The following is a 15,841-nucleotide window of genomic DNA, read 5'->3' as shown; positions in this document are numbered from 1 at the left end:
CTTTAGATGAATTGTAATCATGGTAAATAAAAAAGGCGACCATTTAGGCCGCCTTTCTGTTATTGATTGTGCTTTAGGTTACTTCGAATGTAAGCCTTTTTTCTCCAGCGCTCGATAGATCAAGGTCTGCTGGATAAGCGTCACGATGTTCGATACCAACCAGTACAGAACAAGACCTGATGGGAACCACAGGAAGAAGAAGGTAAACATAACCGGCATAAAGGTCATGATCTTCTGCTGCATTGGATCCGTTACGGTCGTCGGGCTCATTTTCTGGATAACGAACATGCTTGCACCCATTAGTAGAGGCAAGATGTAGTAAGGGTCTTGTGCTGATAGATCGTGGATCCAACCGAAGAACGGCGAATGACGAAGTTCAACAGATTCCATTAGTGCCCAGTAAAGTGCGATGAAGATAGGCATTTGTAGAAGAATAGGTAAACAACCACCCAGTGGGTTTACTTTTTCTTTCTTGTACAGCTCCATCATTTCTTGGCTCATACGCTGGCGGTCATCACCAATACGCTCGCGCATTGCTTGCAGTTTTGGTTGCAGCATACGCATTTTTGCCATCGAGGTGTATTGAGCTTTCGTCAGTGGGTACATTGCACCCCGAACCAAGAAAGTCAAACAGATGATCGCAAGACCCCAGTTTACGACGATGCCTTGAATGAACGATAGAAGCGTGTGCAGAGGTTTGGCAATGAACCATAGCCAACCATAGTCTACTACTAGGTCAAGGTTTGGTGCCGTCGCTTCCATTTCGTTTTGCAGTTTAGGTCCAGCCCAAAGCGTTGCCTTTAAAGTGGCGCTTTGGCCATCTGCAATCGTTTTGTTTGGCATGCGGATACCGATATCGCCAGAATTACCAATCACGCGAGTGTAAAGGCTTGTTCCCGGCTCATCTCGAGGGATCCAAGCCGCAGCAAAATAGTGCTGAATCATTGCTGCCCAACCCTGGCCATCAACCAGGTTTAGCGACAAGTTACGATCTTGCATATCGTCGAAGCTGTACTTCTTGTAACGAGTGTCTTGTGTTGAGTAAGCACCGCCAGTGTATGTCGGCATGGCTATGTTGCCGCCTTTATCTTGCAGGCTTTGGCGCAGGTGAGCGTACATACCAAATGTCGCGTTCTGGCCCGAGGTGTTGTTTACGGCATATTCCACATCAATCGCATAGTTGTTGCGCTTGAAGATATAAGTCTTGGTGTACGTCAGTCCATTGGCTTCGTAGCTCATAGGAACGCGTAGTTCGTCTTGACCGTCTTGTAGAGTATAGCTATCGGCTGAAACGTGGTAGGCAGGGCGATTTGTGCTGCTTAAATCGATACCTTGAGGACCAACTAGACCACTTTGCGCAATAAACTGATGACCTTGCTCATTTCTCAGTAGCACAAATGGTTCATCTGAATCGAGCTCAGCTGAGTATTGGTTCAGTTTAGTAGAAACGACGTCACCACCTACAGTGTCGATTGACAGAGTCAATACGTCAGTACTGACAGTAATTGTTTTCGCTGCTGCTGCGTGACCAGGTGCTGGGTCGAGATCGCCAGCAAATGACGGTGCAGGTAGAGTGCTGCTGCTTTGAGTCTGTGCAACCGGTTGAGGAGCTGGGTTCTTATATGCTTGCCATTGATTAAACAGCAAAAAAGAAACCAAAGCCAAACCGATTAACAGAATATTACGTTGAGAATCCATCGTTATTTATCTCTGTCTTGTTTTTGGACTGGTGGTACGGGGTCAAATCCCCCTTCATTCAAAGGATGACATCTTAATAGACGTTTGCCTGATAACCAACACCCTTTTACAAAACCGTGAGCTTTCAACGCTTCAATTGCATAAAGAGAGCATGTTGGAGTGAATCGGCAGCGGGGGCCAATTAAGGGGCTAATTATCCATCTGTATAGATAGACTATACCGATAGCTAACCACGCGAAGGGCGAGATAGGCGATGCCATAATTTATCTAGAAGTTTGAATGTTTCATCGTTGCTTAGAGTTTGCGCACTCTTTTTCGCAATTACAACAAAATCTTTACTTGGAAGGTCATGTTGTTTGTTACGAAAGCTTTCACGAACCAATCGCTTAAAGTGATTTCTAGCTACAGCTGTTTTTATCTGCTTTTTAGGAACCGCTAAACCAAGTCGAGGGTGTGATAAGTCGTTTTTGCGAGCAATGATGGTGAAGTGGGGGGAGCCTGCTCGATGAGCTTGCTTAAAGACGTTTTGATAATGCTCGGGAGTTAACAAACGTAACTCCCGATAAAATGCGTGCTTACTCAAAATAGAAAATTATTTTGAAAGGCGCGCACGGCCTTTTGCACGACGTGCATTAATTACTTTGCGACCGTTCTTTGTTGCCATGCGAGCACGGAAACCGTGGCTGCGCTTGCGCTTTAGAACTGAAGGTTGAAAAGTGCGTTTCATGTTTATTACCTTTACTGATCAGTAGTTTTAGGTTCTTGTCAAACCCGGCGTGGGTGTATTTTCTTCTCTATTATATAAAGAGGAAATCCGACGCCTCTCAACAAAGAGGCGGAATTGTAATCACTGACTCACAAAGAGTCAATAATCAGTTTGACTAAAATTCCGGTTGGCGAATTATACGTTTTGTGAGCCAGAGCGCAAGGATCCTTATTCGATCCCGACGTTTTTTAGGAATTTCTTAAGCTTAACATCCTGTGGATGATTGAAAATTTGCTCTGGAGAGCCTTGTTCTACAATGTGTCCGTCGGCCATAAAGATCACTTTATCAGCCACTTCTTTGGCAAATTGCATTTCGTGTGTGACCACCAGCATTGTTTGATGTTGCGTGGCTAGCTTCTTCATTAAATGGAGAACTTCGCCCACCCACTCAGGATCCAGCGCCGAAGTTGGTTCATCAAACAACAGCAATTCTGGCTGAAGTGCCATCGCACGACCAATCCCAACACGTTGCTGTTGGCCGCCAGAAAGAGATGCAGGATATTGATTGGCGTTATCATCTAAGCCAATATCATCCAAAATTTGTTGAGCGCGTTGGTAAGCGGCGTCTTTTTTCCATCCTTTTACAGTGATTAAGCCTTCTGCGATATTTTGCTTGGCTGTCATATGGGCAAATAGTGCGTAGTTCTGAAATACAAAGCCCGTTTTTCGGCGTAGCGCTAGCACATCAGACTTTTTGTGGTTTGCACAGTCAACCTGAACATCATCAATCGAGATCTGGCCTTGATCGGCGTGCTCTAGGAAGTTTACACAGCGTAACAGTGTGGACTTTCCTGTACCGCTAGAGCCAATGACAACAACGATTTCACCTTGCTTGATGTCAATATCAATGCCTTTAAGTACTTGCGTATCACCAAAGGACTTATGAATGTTTTTTAATTGGATCATCGTACGTACGCCTTATTGAGATGTTTTTCAGCCCATAGTTGAATGCGAGTGAGTACTAACACTACAACCCAGTATATAAGTGCTACGGCTAAGAAGGCTTCGAAAAATCGAAAGCTTGATGCTGCTTCCATTTGAGCTTTGGCCATGATCTCGGCAACCCCTAGAGTGAAGGCTAATGAGGTGGATTTTATCATGTCGATAAAGTAGTTCATGAGCGATGGTAAGGCGACGCGAGTTGCCTGTGGCAAGATAATTCGGCGCATTGCTTGATTGGTCGTCATACCTACAGATAAGCTCGCTTCCATTTGGCTGCGATCAATACCAATGATGGCTGCACGAATGCTTTCTGCCATATAGGCAGCAAAATGTAAGGTGAGACCTATGACAGCAGCACTAAAGGCGTTGAGGCCCACCAAAAATGGGAACACTTGTGGTAAGCCATAGTAAAGTAAGAAGAGTTGTACCAGTAGCGGTGTACCACGGAAGAAGCTAATGTACAGCTGACTTAACTGATCCAGCACCGGAATTTTAAATACCCGAATATTGGCGAGGATCACAGCCAGAACTAAAGAAAAAAGTAGGCCCCAAATGGCCATTTCCATAGTGGTACCGAGATACTTAAGGAGTATTGGCATTAGGCCTAGCATGTATTGAAAATCAAATCCCATAATGTATCCAACTTAACTTATACAACGAATCAATAGTGATTAGAAAAACAAAACGCCCACGACTAAGAGTAGTGGGCGTCAACAGAAAGTGATCACTTACTTCTGAGTGATATCTGCACCGAACCATTTCTCAGAGATGGTTTTAAGCGTGCCATCGGCTCGCATGGCTTCTAGTGCTGAGTTCACCTCTTTTTGCAGCTGTTGTCCCTTATCATTGTTGACGAATGGCCATGCATTTTCAATTGTCTCAAAAGGTTGCCCAGCCAGTTGTAGTGGCAAGCCTGTCTTTTTAATCAATTCTAGTGCGGACAAGCGATCCATAACAAAGGCATCAGCACGGCCTAGTGCCACGTCGTGTTCAATGCCAGTATCGTAAGTCTTGATGTTGATTTTTCCGTCTTTATCAATGCTACGAAGCAACTGCTCAAAGTTTGAACCTAAGTTTACTGCTACTGTTTTGCCTTGGAGATCTTCAAGGCCTTGAATGCTGTCATTACCCTTGCGCACAGTAATTTGGGCACCATCAACGACATAAGGGTTTGCAAAAAGGTATTTAGCTTTGCGCGCATCCGTCATGGTGATTTGGTTCGAAATGGTGTCGATACGTCCTGTTTCCAATAATCCAAACAAACCGGAGAAGCTGGCTGTAACATATTCAACTTTGTAGTCATTGCGGCGGCCTATTTCATTCCACAAATCCACTTCAAAGCCCTGTAGTTCGTCTTGTTTGACGAATGTGAATGGGAAATAGCGCCCAGACATGCCGACTTTTACTTCTTGTGCGGCAGCGTGAACTGCTTGTGTCATCGATGCTGATAGAGCAATGACAGTCAAAATACTTTTCATCCAGGTTTTCATAGTACAACTCCTCCTATTTATGGGGTGAGATGTTACTGTCTATTGACACGTTATGGATAATAACCAGTTGTTATTATCCATAACCAAGTAAGGGTTGATTTTGTGCTAATTAATAATGTTGTTGATAGTTTATACAATAACAGTTTAAACACCGAACTATACACAGCTTTACGACTTTATCGAGATCGTAGTTAGTTCAGCTTTGATCGCGTAATTGTGAATGAAAATGTGAGTAAAATAAGGGTTGCTTGTGGGGATCTAGCCAAATCGGTGCGCAAATTTGTGAATAACTTAGATCTTATTCACCGGAATGACGATCATTTACTAGCGATCTTGGTTATCAACAGGTAAAATTAGCAATCTTTCCCATTTCCAATAAATAGAGTGAGGGCATCGTGTCATCTTCGCTTTGGTTGCAGTGTCTGCAACAGCTTCAAGAAGAGCTACCAGCTACCGAATTCAGTATGTGGGTAAGACCCCTACAAGCCGAGCTCAATGACAATACCTTGACTTTATTTGCGCCAAACCGATTTGTTTTGGATTGGGTTCGCGATAAATATCTCAACAGTATTAACCGATTACTGATGGAATACTGTGGCCATGACGTACCTAATCTACGATTCGAAGTCGGTAGCCGTCCTGTATCTGCTCCACCACCAAAACCTGTGCGTACTGCAGCTGATGTCGCTGCGGAGTCATCCGGCCCTGCTCGATTACAAGCTCGTCAGCCTGTTCATAAAACGTGGGACAATGAGACTGAAGTCGTCGATATTAACCACCGCTCAAATGTGAATATGAAGCACAAGTTCAACAATTTTGTTGAAGGTAAATCGAACCAACTTGGACTAGCCGCTGCTCGTCAGGTGGCTGATAACCCTGGAGCTGCATATAACCCATTGTTTTTGTATGGCGGGACTGGTTTAGGTAAAACTCACTTATTGCACGCAGTGGGCAATGCGATTGTGGATAACAAGCCTAACGCTAAAGTGGTGTACATGCACTCAGAGCGTTTTGTTCAGGATATGGTAAAAGCGCTGCAGAATAATGCCATCGAAGAGTTTAAACGTTATTACCGCAGTGTTGATGCATTGCTTATCGATGATATCCAATTCTTTGCCAATAAAGAGCGTTCTCAAGAAGAGTTTTTCCATACCTTTAATGCGCTACTTGAAGGCAACCAGCAAATCATTCTGACCTCTGACCGTTACCCTAAAGAAATTAATGGGGTAGAAGACCGCCTTAAATCTCGCTTTGGCTGGGGTTTAACCGTTGCTATCGAGCCGCCAGAGCTTGAAACGCGCGTTGCCATCTTGATGAAAAAGGCTGAAGACCACCAAATTCATCTGGCCGATGAAGTGGCTTTCTTCATTGCCAAGCGTCTGCGTTCGAATGTTCGTGAGCTTGAAGGAGCATTAAACCGCGTTATTGCCAATGCCAACTTCACTGGTCGTCCGATTACCATTGATTTTGTTCGTGAAGCGTTGCGAGATCTTCTTGCGCTGCAAGAAAAGCTTGTCACTATCGACAATATTCAAAAAACGGTGGCCGAGTACTACAAGATAAAAATGGCCGATCTCTTGTCTAAACGTCGTTCGCGCTCTGTTGCCAGGCCAAGACAACTTGCTATGGCTCTCGCCAAAGAACTCACCAACCACAGCTTGCCTGAAATCGGTGATGCTTTTGGTGGTCGCGACCATACGACGGTTCTTCATGCGTGTCGTAAGATTGCTCAGTTGCGCGAAGAGAGCCATGATATCAAAGAAGATTACTCTAACTTAATTCGTACGCTGTCTTCCTAATCAATAGACAATCACTATAATTATCCCTAGTTAGAAATATCAAGAAATTGAGTGGCATGGAATGCCCCGTTTGCGAAGAGTCATCTATGAAATTTACTATTGAACGTCAACATCTTATTAAACCACTTCAGCAGGTCTCTGGTGCTCTAGGTGGTCGTCCCACCTTACCGATTTTAGGTAATTTGCTGATTAAAGTCGCCGATGGTGTTTTGTCCATAACCGCGACTGATTTGGAAGTTGAACTCATAGGTAAAATCGCCTTAGAAAGTGATTTTGAAGCGGGCAGTATTACAGTGCCTTCGCGCAAGTTTCTTGATATCTGTCGTGGACTTCCTGATGAGTCGACAATCACCATTGTATTGGAAGGGGACCGCGTTCAAGTACGTTCAGCGCGTAGTCGCTTCTCGTTGTCGACACTACCTGCTAGTGATTTTCCTAATATTGAAGACTGGCACCAAGAAGCTGAGGTCACGGTCACTCAAGCCGAACTGAAAGGGCTGATTGATAAGACCCAGTTTTCGATGGCGAATCAAGACGTGCGCTATTACCTCAACGGTATGCTGTTTGAGATAGAAGACACCACGCTGCGCAGTGTTGCGACTGATGGTCACCGTATGGCGGTGTCTCAGGTGTTGCTACCAAGTGCATTCGAACAAAAGCAGATCATTGTTCCTCGTAAAGGGGTTCAAGAGCTATCCAAACTGCTTGATGCGCCAGAGCAACCTGTAACGCTACAAATCGGTGGCTCAAATATCCGCGCCGAAGTGAACAACTTTGTCTTTACCAGCAAGTTAGTTGATGGCCGTTTTCCCGATTATCGCCGCGTATTACCTCAAAATACCGACAAGTTTTTAGAAGCTGGGTGCGATGAACTTCGCCAAGCTTTTTCCCGTGCCGCTATATTGTCGAATGAAAAATTTCGCGGTGTTCGGGTCAATCTTGCTGACAGCGAAATGCGCATAACTGCCAACAACCCAGAGCAAGAAGAAGCCGAAGAAATGCTGGATGTTAGCTATCAGGGCGATGCTCTAGAAATCGGTTTTAATGTTTCTTATGTATTGGATGTCCTCAACACCTTACGTTGTGAGAAGGTTAGGGTTTCTATGTCGAATGCCAATGCCAGCGCATTGATAGAAAATAGCGAAGATGACAGTGCCATGTATGTGGTGATGCCAATTCGTTTGTAAGTTAGAGACGAATAATGCCTCTAACGCGATTAGTCGTTCAGCAATTTCGTAATATTAAAGCCTGTGATATTCAGTTATCTACAGGCTTTAACTTTATTATTGGCCCTAATGGAAGTGGCAAAACCAGCTTGCTCGAAGCGATTTATATGCTGGGTCATGGTCGCTCATTTAAGAGCTCGCTCACCAGCCGAGTGATTCAAAATGAGTGCCCAGAACTGTTTATTCATGGCCGTTTTTTGAACTCGGATCAATTTGAGCTACCAATTGGCATTAATAAGCAGCGCAATGGCTCAACAGAGGTTAAAATAGGCGGTCAATCTGGGCAAAAACTGGCACAGTTAGCGCAAGTGCTACCGCTGCAGTTGATTCATCCCGAAGGGTTTGATTTATTGACCGATGGGCCAAAGCACCGACGTGCTTTTATTGATTGGGGCGTTTTTCACTCCGAAGTGGGGTTTTATGAAGCTTGGGGTCGATTTAAGCGGCTCAACAAACAACGAAATGCCTTACTCAAAAATGCATTGGGCTATCGAGAAATGCAGTATTGGGATCGTCAGTTAGCGCAACTGGCTGAACAAATAGACAGCTGGCGGCGTGCTTATGTTGCTCAAATGCAACCGTTGGCAGAAGAAATGTGCCAAGCATTTTTACCCGAGTTTGAAATTAAACTCGGTTATTACCGCGGCTGGGATAAAGACACGTCTTATGATGCGTTGCTAGAAAAAAACTTCGAGCGTGATCAGTCGCTTGGATATACGTTTAGCGGTCCCAACAAAGCCGATTTAAGAATTAAGGTCAACAATACGCCCGTAGAGGATGTGTTGTCTCGTGGTCAATTGAAGTTGATGATGTGTGCTTTGCGTTTGGCGCAAGGCCAACATCTCGCTCAGTTAACCGGAAAGCAGAGCATTTATTTGATAGATGACTTTGCTTCAGAATTAGATAGTCAACGTCGTAAACGCTTAGCGGATTACTTAAAACAGACGAAGGCTCAAGTTTTTGTAAGCTCTATTACCGAAAGTCAGGTTGTCGACATGATCGACGAAAATGGCAAGATGTTTCATGTGGAACATGGCACAATAGAGCAAGGATAAATAGTGAGAGAGTAACTCATGTCACAGAACTACGATTCATCGAGTATTAAGGTACTAAAGGGTCTGGATGCGGTACGTAAGCGTCCAGGTATGTACATCGGCGACACTGACGATGGGACCGGTCTGCACCACATGGTTTTTGAGGTGGTGGATAACTCAATTGATGAAGCGTTGGCAGGTCACTGTAATGACATCATTGTGACTATTCATGAGGACAACTCGGTCTCGGTTCGCGATGATGGCCGTGGTATCCCGACAGAAATGCATCAAGAAGAAAAAGTATCGGCTGCAGAAGTTATCATGACGGTACTTCACGCCGGTGGTAAGTTCGATGATAACTCATACAAAGTATCGGGTGGACTGCACGGTGTTGGTGTGTCGGTGGTTAACGCATTGTCTAAGCAAGTGACGCTCACGATTAATCGTGGTGGAGAAATTCACTCGCAAACGTATCATCACGGTGAGCCTCAAGGCCCATTATCAGTTGTTGGTCAGACAGAGACAACGGGTACTGAAATCCGCTTCTGGCCAAGTGAAGAAACGTTCTCTAACGTTGAGTTTCATTACGACATTTTAGCGAAGCGCTTGCGTGAGCTGTCGTTCCTTAACTCTGGTGTATCGATTAAGCTTATCGACGAGCGTGAAGAAGACAAAATGGATCACTTCATGTTTGAAGGTGGTATCCAGGCGTTCGTTGAACACCTTAACACCAATAAAACACCGATCATTCAAAAAATCTTCCATTTCGATTTTGAGCGTGAAGATGGCATTACCGTTGAAGTCGCGATGCAATGGAATGATGGTTATCAAGAAAATATTTACTGCTTTACCAACAACATCCCTCAACGTGATGGTGGTACGCACCTTGCTGGCTTCCGTGCTGCATTGACACGTACACTAAACAGTTTTATGGACAAAGAAGGCTTTTCCAAGAAAGCGAAAACAGCGACTTCCGGCGATGATGCTCGTGAAGGTCTAACGGCTATCGTTTCGGTGAAAGTGCCTGATCCTAAGTTCTCAAGCCAAACTAAAGACAAGTTGGTTTCTTCTGAAGTGAAATCAGCGGTTGAGTCTGCGATGGGTGAGAAACTGTCTGAGTTCCTCGTTGAGAACCCGGGTGAAGCAAAGATTGTTTGTACTAAAATTATCGATGCTGCGCGAGCTCGTGATGCTGCACGTAAAGCGCGTGAAATGACTCGTCGTAAAGGCGCTCTCGACCTAGCTGGCCTTCCAGGTAAGCTGGCAGACTGCCAAGAGAAAGACCCAGCGCTTTCTGAACTGTACATAGTGGAGGGTGATTCGGCAGGCGGCTCCGCAAAACAAGGCCGTAACCGTAAGAACCAGGCGATTCTTCCTCTTAAAGGTAAAATCCTTAACGTTGAGAAAGCTCGCTTCGACAAGATGTTGTCTTCTCAAGAGGTTGCCACGCTGATTACCGCGCTAGGTTGTGGTATCGGCCGCGACGAATATAACCCAGATAAACTGCGTTACCATAACATCATTATCATGACCGATGCGGACGTCGATGGTTCTCACATTCGCACTCTATTGTTGACGTTCTTTTATCGTCAAATGCCAGAACTTATTGAACGTGGCTATATCTATATTGCTCAGCCACCACTCTATAAAGTGAAGAAAGGCAAGCAAGAGCAGTACATCAAAGATGAAGACGCTATGAATCAGTATCAAGTCTCTTTGGCTCTGGATAATGCCGCTTTGCACGTCAATGCCGACGCCCCAGCGCTAGCCGGTGAGGCTCTAGAGCAATTGGTTAAGCAATACAATTCCGGCATTAAGCTGGTGGATCGTATGAGCCGCCGCTTCCCACGTTCTTTGGTGCATGAATTTATTTACATGCCTCGACTCACAGCTGAGCAGTGTCATGATGCGGCAGCTGTTGAAGCATGGGGTAATCAACTGGTCACTCAGCTTAACGCAAAAGAAGTTGGAGCTAGTCAATATAACCTTGAGGTTGAGCAACATACTGAGCTAGGTGTGAATCTGCCTAAGTTGGTGGTCCGCACTCATGGTGTGACTCACGAACATGTTATTAGTGTCGATTTGCTAAGCTCGAAAGAGTACGGCAAGTTAGCCGATCTAGCGGAAGCTCTAGATGGCTTGATTGAAGACGGTGCTTACATCAAGCGTGGTGAGCGTAAGCAAGCTGTGAGCAACTTTGTCGAAGCCTTAGACTGGCTGATCAAAGAATCGCGTCGCGGCCTGTCTTTGCAACGTTATAAAGGACTTGGTGAGATGAACCCAGATCAGCTGTGGGAAACTACGATGGATCCGGAAACACGCCGCATGATGCAAGTAACCATTGAAGACGCTGTCGGTGCAGACCAGCTGTTCACCACGCTAATGGGTGATCAAGTAGAACCTCGTCGTAACTTCATTGAAGAAAACGCACTTAAAGTAGCCAACCTAGACGTTTAGATTGATTTCTCTTCGCTGGGTGAACCGATTTCCGTGTCGAAGGTGCTCATTTATGATTATAAACTGCGCGCCTTCTCCTTGAACTAAGCCCATCCAGCTTTAATAAAACAATCTAATACAGAGAAGACTGTCACTGATGACGGTCTTTTTTTGTTTTTAACGCTATGAAAAATAACCATTATAAAAATAATTTAAGAAAATGACTTGAAAGCGATTTTCGCCATCCCTATATCTAGTTGTGAAGAGGGAGCTGTCTTGCTCAAGAGAGAAGAAACAGACCTTTTAGACGCCAGCAAAGTATCGCTCAGTGGAGGATAACTTTAACGGCACACTTAAAAAAATATGATTTGTTGCTACGTCCCCGAACAGCAAGGCTGTCAGTGGAGTGGTGGATAAATCCCTTAGTCGTCATTGCATCTAATTATGAACTTGGTGTTGGTGAACACTCACGGCTAAGACTATTGCTTACTATGAGGATAGCATTATGAGAACTGTAGATTTCACTCCTTTATACCGCAACGCAATTGGCTTCGATCGTCTATTCAACATGATGGAAGCGAACACAGCGAAAAATTCTCCTGGCGGTTACCCTCCATACAATATCGAGCAACAGGATGAGAACCATTTCCGCATCACAATGGCGGTGGCGGGTTTTGCTGAAAATCAGCTCGATCTTACTCAGAAAGAGAATATGCTGATCGTTAAAGGTGAGCGTAAGGCTGAAGAAGGTAAGAGTTATGTATATCAAGGCATCGCAGAGCGCGATTTCGAGCGTAAATTCCAATTGGCAGACTACGTTAAAGTGGTAGGCGCAAGCATGGAAAACGGTCTTTTGCACATTGATCTTGAGCGAGAGATCCCCGAAGCAATGAAACCGCGTAAAATCGAGATTGGTAGCGACAAACTGATTGAAGGCTAGTCAGTCGGCTCTGTTATGAAGAGTGAAAGAGCGCCATTAGGCGCTCTTTTTAGTTTTCCGTTACTCATTAGGCTTGTTTATAGGCTTTTGCGACTTCTTCTGCGATTATCGCGATGCCTTTTTGCATCTTGTCGTCATCTTGTACATAGTTCATGCGCAGACACTGGTGAGCATGATCCCATTCATCTTCTTGGCCAATAAAGAAGTACTCACCCGGAACTATCAATACGCCACGGTCTTTAAGGCGTTGATACAGCTCCATAGTGGTAATTGGCAACGCATCAAACCAAAGCCATAAGAAGATGGCACCTTCCGGTTTGTGAATACGAAAACGTGGGTCAGTAATCGCCGCTTGCAGCAATTCGACGGCGCGCTGTGATTTTTGCTGATAGAACGGCTTGATCACATTGGAGCTCAATTCAAGCAAATCACCTTTTTCAATCATATGGTTAGCAAGAGCTGGACCAAAGCTACCTGGTGCAAGGCTAATAATGCCATTCATATTGGTCATCGCTTGAGTGATCTCTTCACTGGCAATGACAATGCCGCAGCGTAAACCCGGTAATCCCAACTTAGACAGGCTCATACACAGGATCGTATTGTCGTTCCAAAACGGTTCTACATCTTCAAAGATGATGTTTGGGAACGGCAGACCGTAGGCGTTATCGATGATAAGTGGAATGTTATTCTCACGCGCCAGTTTATCTAGCTTGTGGATCTCTGCGTCAGTCAGTACGTTGCCTGTCGGGTTGGTAGGGCGCGAAGCGCAAATCGCCGCCACCGAGTCATCAATTTCGAGGTGTTCAAAATCGACATGGTACTTGAAGAGTCCACCCTCAAGTAGTTCAATGTCAGGGTGATAAGAGACAAAGATATCTTCGTTAATCCCAGCATCACCGTAGCCAATATATTCCGGTGCGATGGGCAAGAGAATCTTTTTGTGTGAGCCGTCTGTCTGCTGGCCTGCAAGCAGATTAAACAGATAGAAAAAGCCACTTTGACTGCCATTGGTTAGACTGATGTTTTTCTCTGTAATATCCCAGCCATAAGTGTCGTGCAGCAGCTTTGCAAGTGCTTTAACAAAGGCATCTTTACCCTGGGGACCATCGTAGTTGGCCATGGCGGCCACGAGATCGCCGCTGGCAAGCATATCGGCACTGGCTTGGTGAAAGTACTCGAGCATGGCTGGAATGGCAGCAGGGTTGCCTCCACCGAGCATAATGGCACCTGGCGTACGTAGACCATCATTAAGATCATCCATCAATTGGGTAATGCCGGAGTAACGATTAAATTTTTCACCAAACTTTGAAAATTGCATTGTTGTACCTAGTTCATTGTGTTCACTTGTCATATCTTTTCGGTTTTTAATCCTGCGAGTAGCAAGATGAATCTTTGAACATACCTTAATGAAACTATGAGGCAAAGCACTATTTACGCTGGAAATAATTCTGTTGGTGATAGCTAATTGCGTTTAGCTATCATAACAACTTAACCTCCGTAGGATATGTTTCTCTCGATTCAGTATCAAGCGGTTGGTGCTATAAAATGCGAAAGCGTGATGTAGTGGCCGCATTTTTGTGGTCTCTCTCATTCGCCCTAGGGCTGCCTTTTTCATTTTAATCGTAATCAAAACAAGAGTAAGATCGGAGTGCAGATTAAGTACACTCACGAGTCTCAAGTTAAATGGAGAGCGTGGCAAATGATGGTACTCCCACACTTCTCTCAGTAGCTGCGCTAATCACATCTTTGATTAAGTAGGACTTCAAACATAAGAGCCTCATTCATTGGATGGGGCTTTTGCTACCTTGTTACGTACGCAGTAATGAAAAAGGTCACCTAGATAGGCGACCTTTGGAGATTCGTACAACAAGTGTCTGAAATATTCGTTAAGAGTATTTGAGGCCTGTTTTTGATATCAAACTTGCAGATTTACTATAGGAATAATAACCCACCTCAGATTTTTAATTCGTTTTATAGTACATCGCAAGCTATACGTTAAAACAAACAACGGCCACGCAATGCGTGGCCGTTTTACTATGCAGTTAACTCGCTAAATTTAATGACGATAGAAAGTCAGCGTTTCTTCATCGCTTCCCTCAACCACTCGAACCGTCATTACATCACCAGATACTGTAACGAACAGCTGGTTGTCTGAACTGTCTGCAAAATCCGATAGACCAGTATCACCATTCAAGTCTGTTGTTCCCGGCAAATCAAACGAAATCGTCATTTCATTAGTTTGTGAATTAAGCTCATAGCTACCCCACTCTAAGCCGTTGTCTTCACTTGGGTTTTCTGCAGTGCTTAAATCCGTATCAACCTCAGCATGGACATAAGTTCCATCATCAAGGAAAGTGAACATCAGAAGCTCATTTTCATTCTCACCCGCAATCAACCAAGTGCCCACGATGCCATTGTTGGTTAGCTTAGTGAATGTCATTGTGTCAGTGCTTACGTCAACGTAATTTTCATACTCAGTGATGTTAAACGTGAGGGTCAAACCATCGTCACTGAAAGAAAATTTGACTGTTGCACCATCTTGAGAGCGAGTTAAGTCAGAGGTAATGATATCAGTCAGGCCTGTATCGCCATTTTCATCGAAGTACGTTGTTTCACTAAAAAATTCTCCTTGGTCATTGACTTCGTATTCGCCCCACTCCATACCATTGATTTCATCAGGGTTGGTACCATCTAGATCAGTATCGATTTCAGCATGAAGGTAGGTGCCATCTTCAAAGAAGGTAAACAACAATAATTCATTCTCGTTGTCACCACTGATGAGCCAAGTGCCTACGAACTTACCAAAAGTGATATCAAAACTGTTCAACGATCCTTCAAAATGGGAAAGAGCAACAGATTCATCGATTAACGCACTGATTGGACTTTCTTGCCCACCTTGAGCAATAACTGCTAATACTTCACTATCACTTTCAAAATCAGCTTTACTGACATCAAAGTCGATATCTTCTGTTGCCGCTGTTTTCACATCATCAGAAATCGTAATGCCGTTGCTCGGATCGCCATCTGTATCGAGTGTTTGCAAGAAACGAATGATGTTTACAACCTGATCATCCTCAGTGTCGTTACTATCAGCAATATCAAGCGGTGTTACGACACCTGAAGCTAGTACAGGAGGAAAAGTCACTGAACCAATAGAAAAAGTGACTGTTTCGCCCTCTTCGTATTGGTAGTTACCATTTTCGTCAGTCACACCAGAAAGTGTTTCCGTTTCATAGTTAATATTGGCAACAGCTGCATCAATAAACTGCCCCGTTTGCGCAGTCGGTGAAGGTCCTGGCGAACTTGAAGAGTCCCCCCCACAACCAGCCAGTACAACTGAGCCACCGAGCAAGACGCTCAATAGAGTCTTATTCATATATTCGATCCTTGAGTGTATAAAAAATTTATCAGAAAGATAGAGGTAGGAAATAAGATCTCCTGTTCCTTTGTGAGTGGTTGCTATTGATGTAAACAAACCCCAAAAAGTCCAGTAACGTTTCTTCCCAAACA

14 protein-coding genes are annotated in these 15,841 nt (G+C 44.5%); 5 read left to right on the top strand and 9 right to left on the bottom strand.

Annotation, left to right across the window (positions count from 1 at the left end; translation table 11 throughout):
• Positions 1 to 78: 78 nt before the first annotated feature.
• The 7 genes from yidC to LNL84_RS16715 all read right to left on the bottom strand — a co-directional run bounded on the left by yidC (position 79) and on the right by LNL84_RS16715 (position 4,896).
• Positions 79 to 1,698 carry a membrane protein insertase YidC gene (yidC, locus tag LNL84_RS16745; protein WP_244358788.1) on the bottom strand — a complete coding sequence of 540 codons (1,620 nt, stop codon included), beginning with the start codon at positions 1,696 to 1,698 and terminating at the stop codon, positions 79 to 81.
• 2 nt (positions 1,699 to 1,700) lie between these two features.
• A complete protein-coding gene (gene yidD / locus LNL84_RS16740) occupies positions 1,701 to 1,958 on the bottom strand; it encodes a membrane protein insertion efficiency factor YidD (RefSeq protein WP_244358786.1) in 258 nt (85 codons plus the stop codon).
• Positions 1,925 to 2,281, bottom strand: coding sequence for a ribonuclease P protein component (gene rnpA / locus LNL84_RS16735; protein ID WP_244358784.1), 357 nt, complete (start codon positions 2,279 to 2,281; stop codon positions 1,925 to 1,927). The genes yidD and rnpA overlap by 34 nt, the downstream gene beginning before the upstream one ends.
• Before the next feature lie 9 nt (positions 2,282 to 2,290).
• Positions 2,291 to 2,425: a 50S ribosomal protein L34 gene (gene rpmH / locus LNL84_RS16730; protein ID WP_009600312.1), complete on the bottom strand. Its 135-nt coding sequence runs from the start codon at positions 2,423 to 2,425 to the stop codon at positions 2,291 to 2,293.
• 207 nt (positions 2,426 to 2,632) lie between these two features.
• Positions 2,633 to 3,370, bottom strand: coding sequence for an amino acid ABC transporter ATP-binding protein (locus LNL84_RS16725; RefSeq protein ID WP_244358782.1), 738 nt, complete (start codon positions 3,368 to 3,370; stop codon positions 2,633 to 2,635).
• On the bottom strand, positions 3,367 to 4,038 hold the full coding sequence (locus tag LNL84_RS16720) for an amino acid ABC transporter permease (protein ID WP_244358780.1): 672 nt from the start codon (positions 4,036 to 4,038) through the stop codon (positions 3,367 to 3,369). The genes LNL84_RS16725 and LNL84_RS16720 overlap by 4 nt, the downstream gene beginning before the upstream one ends.
• Positions 4,039 to 4,134: 96 nt before the next feature.
• A complete protein-coding gene (locus tag LNL84_RS16715) occupies positions 4,135 to 4,896 on the bottom strand; it encodes an amino acid ABC transporter substrate-binding protein (protein ID WP_244358779.1) in 762 nt (253 codons plus the stop codon).
• Between the two features lie 395 nt (positions 4,897 to 5,291).
• On the opposite strand from LNL84_RS16715, the gene dnaA reads away from it, so the two are divergent.
• From dnaA to LNL84_RS16690, 5 genes are all read left to right on the top strand, one after another.
• On the top strand, positions 5,292 to 6,695 hold the full coding sequence (gene dnaA, locus LNL84_RS16710; protein ID WP_244358778.1) for a chromosomal replication initiator protein DnaA: 1,404 nt from the start codon (positions 5,292 to 5,294) through the stop codon (positions 6,693 to 6,695).
• An 86-nt stretch (positions 6,696 to 6,781) separates the two neighbouring features.
• Positions 6,782 to 7,882, top strand: a complete 1,101-nt coding sequence (dnaN, locus tag LNL84_RS16705) for a DNA polymerase III subunit beta (RefSeq protein ID WP_244358777.1) — start codon at positions 6,782 to 6,784, stop codon at positions 7,880 to 7,882.
• 14 nt (positions 7,883 to 7,896) lie between these two features.
• Complete coding sequence (gene recF, locus LNL84_RS16700) at positions 7,897 to 8,976, top strand: DNA replication/repair protein RecF (protein ID WP_244358775.1); 1,080 nt, start codon at positions 7,897 to 7,899, stop codon at positions 8,974 to 8,976.
• Positions 8,977 to 8,994: 18 nt separating this feature from the next.
• Positions 8,995 to 11,412: a DNA topoisomerase (ATP-hydrolyzing) subunit B gene (gene gyrB, locus LNL84_RS16695; RefSeq protein ID WP_244358773.1), complete on the top strand. Its 2,418-nt coding sequence runs from the start codon at positions 8,995 to 8,997 to the stop codon at positions 11,410 to 11,412.
• A gap of 484 nt (positions 11,413 to 11,896) precedes the next feature.
• Complete coding sequence (locus tag LNL84_RS16690) at positions 11,897 to 12,331, top strand: Hsp20 family protein (protein ID WP_244358772.1); 435 nt, start codon at positions 11,897 to 11,899, stop codon at positions 12,329 to 12,331.
• Positions 12,332 to 12,398: 67 nt separating this feature from the next.
• On the opposite strand, the gene LNL84_RS16685 is transcribed toward LNL84_RS16690, so the two are convergent.
• Together LNL84_RS16685 and LNL84_RS16680 are read right to left on the bottom strand one after the other, a co-directional pair.
• Positions 12,399 to 13,649 (bottom strand): valine--pyruvate transaminase, encoded by a 1,251-nt coding sequence (locus LNL84_RS16685; protein ID WP_244358771.1) that lies wholly within the window; start codon positions 13,647 to 13,649, stop codon positions 12,399 to 12,401.
• A gap of 738 nt (positions 13,650 to 14,387) precedes the next feature.
• Positions 14,388 to 15,707: a hypothetical protein gene (locus tag LNL84_RS16680; protein WP_244358770.1), complete on the bottom strand. Its 1,320-nt coding sequence runs from the start codon at positions 15,705 to 15,707 to the stop codon at positions 14,388 to 14,390.
• Positions 15,708 to 15,841 lie beyond the last annotated feature (134 nt).

This window comes from Vibrio gelatinilyticus (genome assembly GCF_022836845.1).
Taxonomy (GTDB): domain Bacteria; phylum Pseudomonadota; class Gammaproteobacteria; order Enterobacterales; family Vibrionaceae; genus Vibrio; species Vibrio gelatinilyticus.
This window is presented reverse-complemented; position numbering and strand designations above follow the sequence as displayed.

Excerpts from the sequence above, each read along its gene's own strand:
- yidC (WP_244358788.1), bottom strand. The coding sequence starts at position 1,698 with ATGGATTCTCAACGTAATATTCTGTTAATCGGTTTGGCTTTGGTTTCT.
- yidD (WP_244358786.1), bottom strand. The coding sequence starts at position 1,958 with ATGGCATCGCCTATCTCGCCCTTCGCGTGGTTAGCTATCGGTATAGTC.
- rpmH (WP_009600312.1), bottom strand. The coding sequence starts at position 2,425 with ATGAAACGCACTTTTCAACCTTCAGTTCTAAAGCGCAAGCGCAGCCAC.
- LNL84_RS16725 (WP_244358782.1), bottom strand. The coding sequence starts at position 3,370 with ATGATCCAATTAAAAAACATTCATAAGTCCTTTGGTGATACGCAAGTA.
- LNL84_RS16720 (WP_244358780.1), bottom strand. The coding sequence starts at position 4,038 with ATGGGATTTGATTTTCAATACATGCTAGGCCTAATGCCAATACTCCTT.
- LNL84_RS16715 (WP_244358779.1), bottom strand. The coding sequence starts at position 4,896 with ATGAAAACCTGGATGAAAAGTATTTTGACTGTCATTGCTCTATCAGCA.
- dnaN (WP_244358777.1), top strand. The coding sequence starts at position 6,782 with ATGAAATTTACTATTGAACGTCAACATCTTATTAAACCACTTCAGCAG.
- recF (WP_244358775.1), top strand. The coding sequence starts at position 7,897 with ATGCCTCTAACGCGATTAGTCGTTCAGCAATTTCGTAATATTAAAGCC.
- gyrB (WP_244358773.1), top strand. The coding sequence starts at position 8,995 with ATGTCACAGAACTACGATTCATCGAGTATTAAGGTACTAAAGGGTCTG.
- LNL84_RS16690 (WP_244358772.1), top strand. The coding sequence starts at position 11,897 with ATGAGAACTGTAGATTTCACTCCTTTATACCGCAACGCAATTGGCTTC.
- LNL84_RS16685 (WP_244358771.1), bottom strand. The coding sequence starts at position 13,649 with ATGCAATTTTCAAAGTTTGGTGAAAAATTTAATCGTTACTCCGGCATT.
- LNL84_RS16680 (WP_244358770.1), bottom strand. The coding sequence starts at position 15,707 with ATGAATAAGACTCTATTGAGCGTCTTGCTCGGTGGCTCAGTTGTACTG.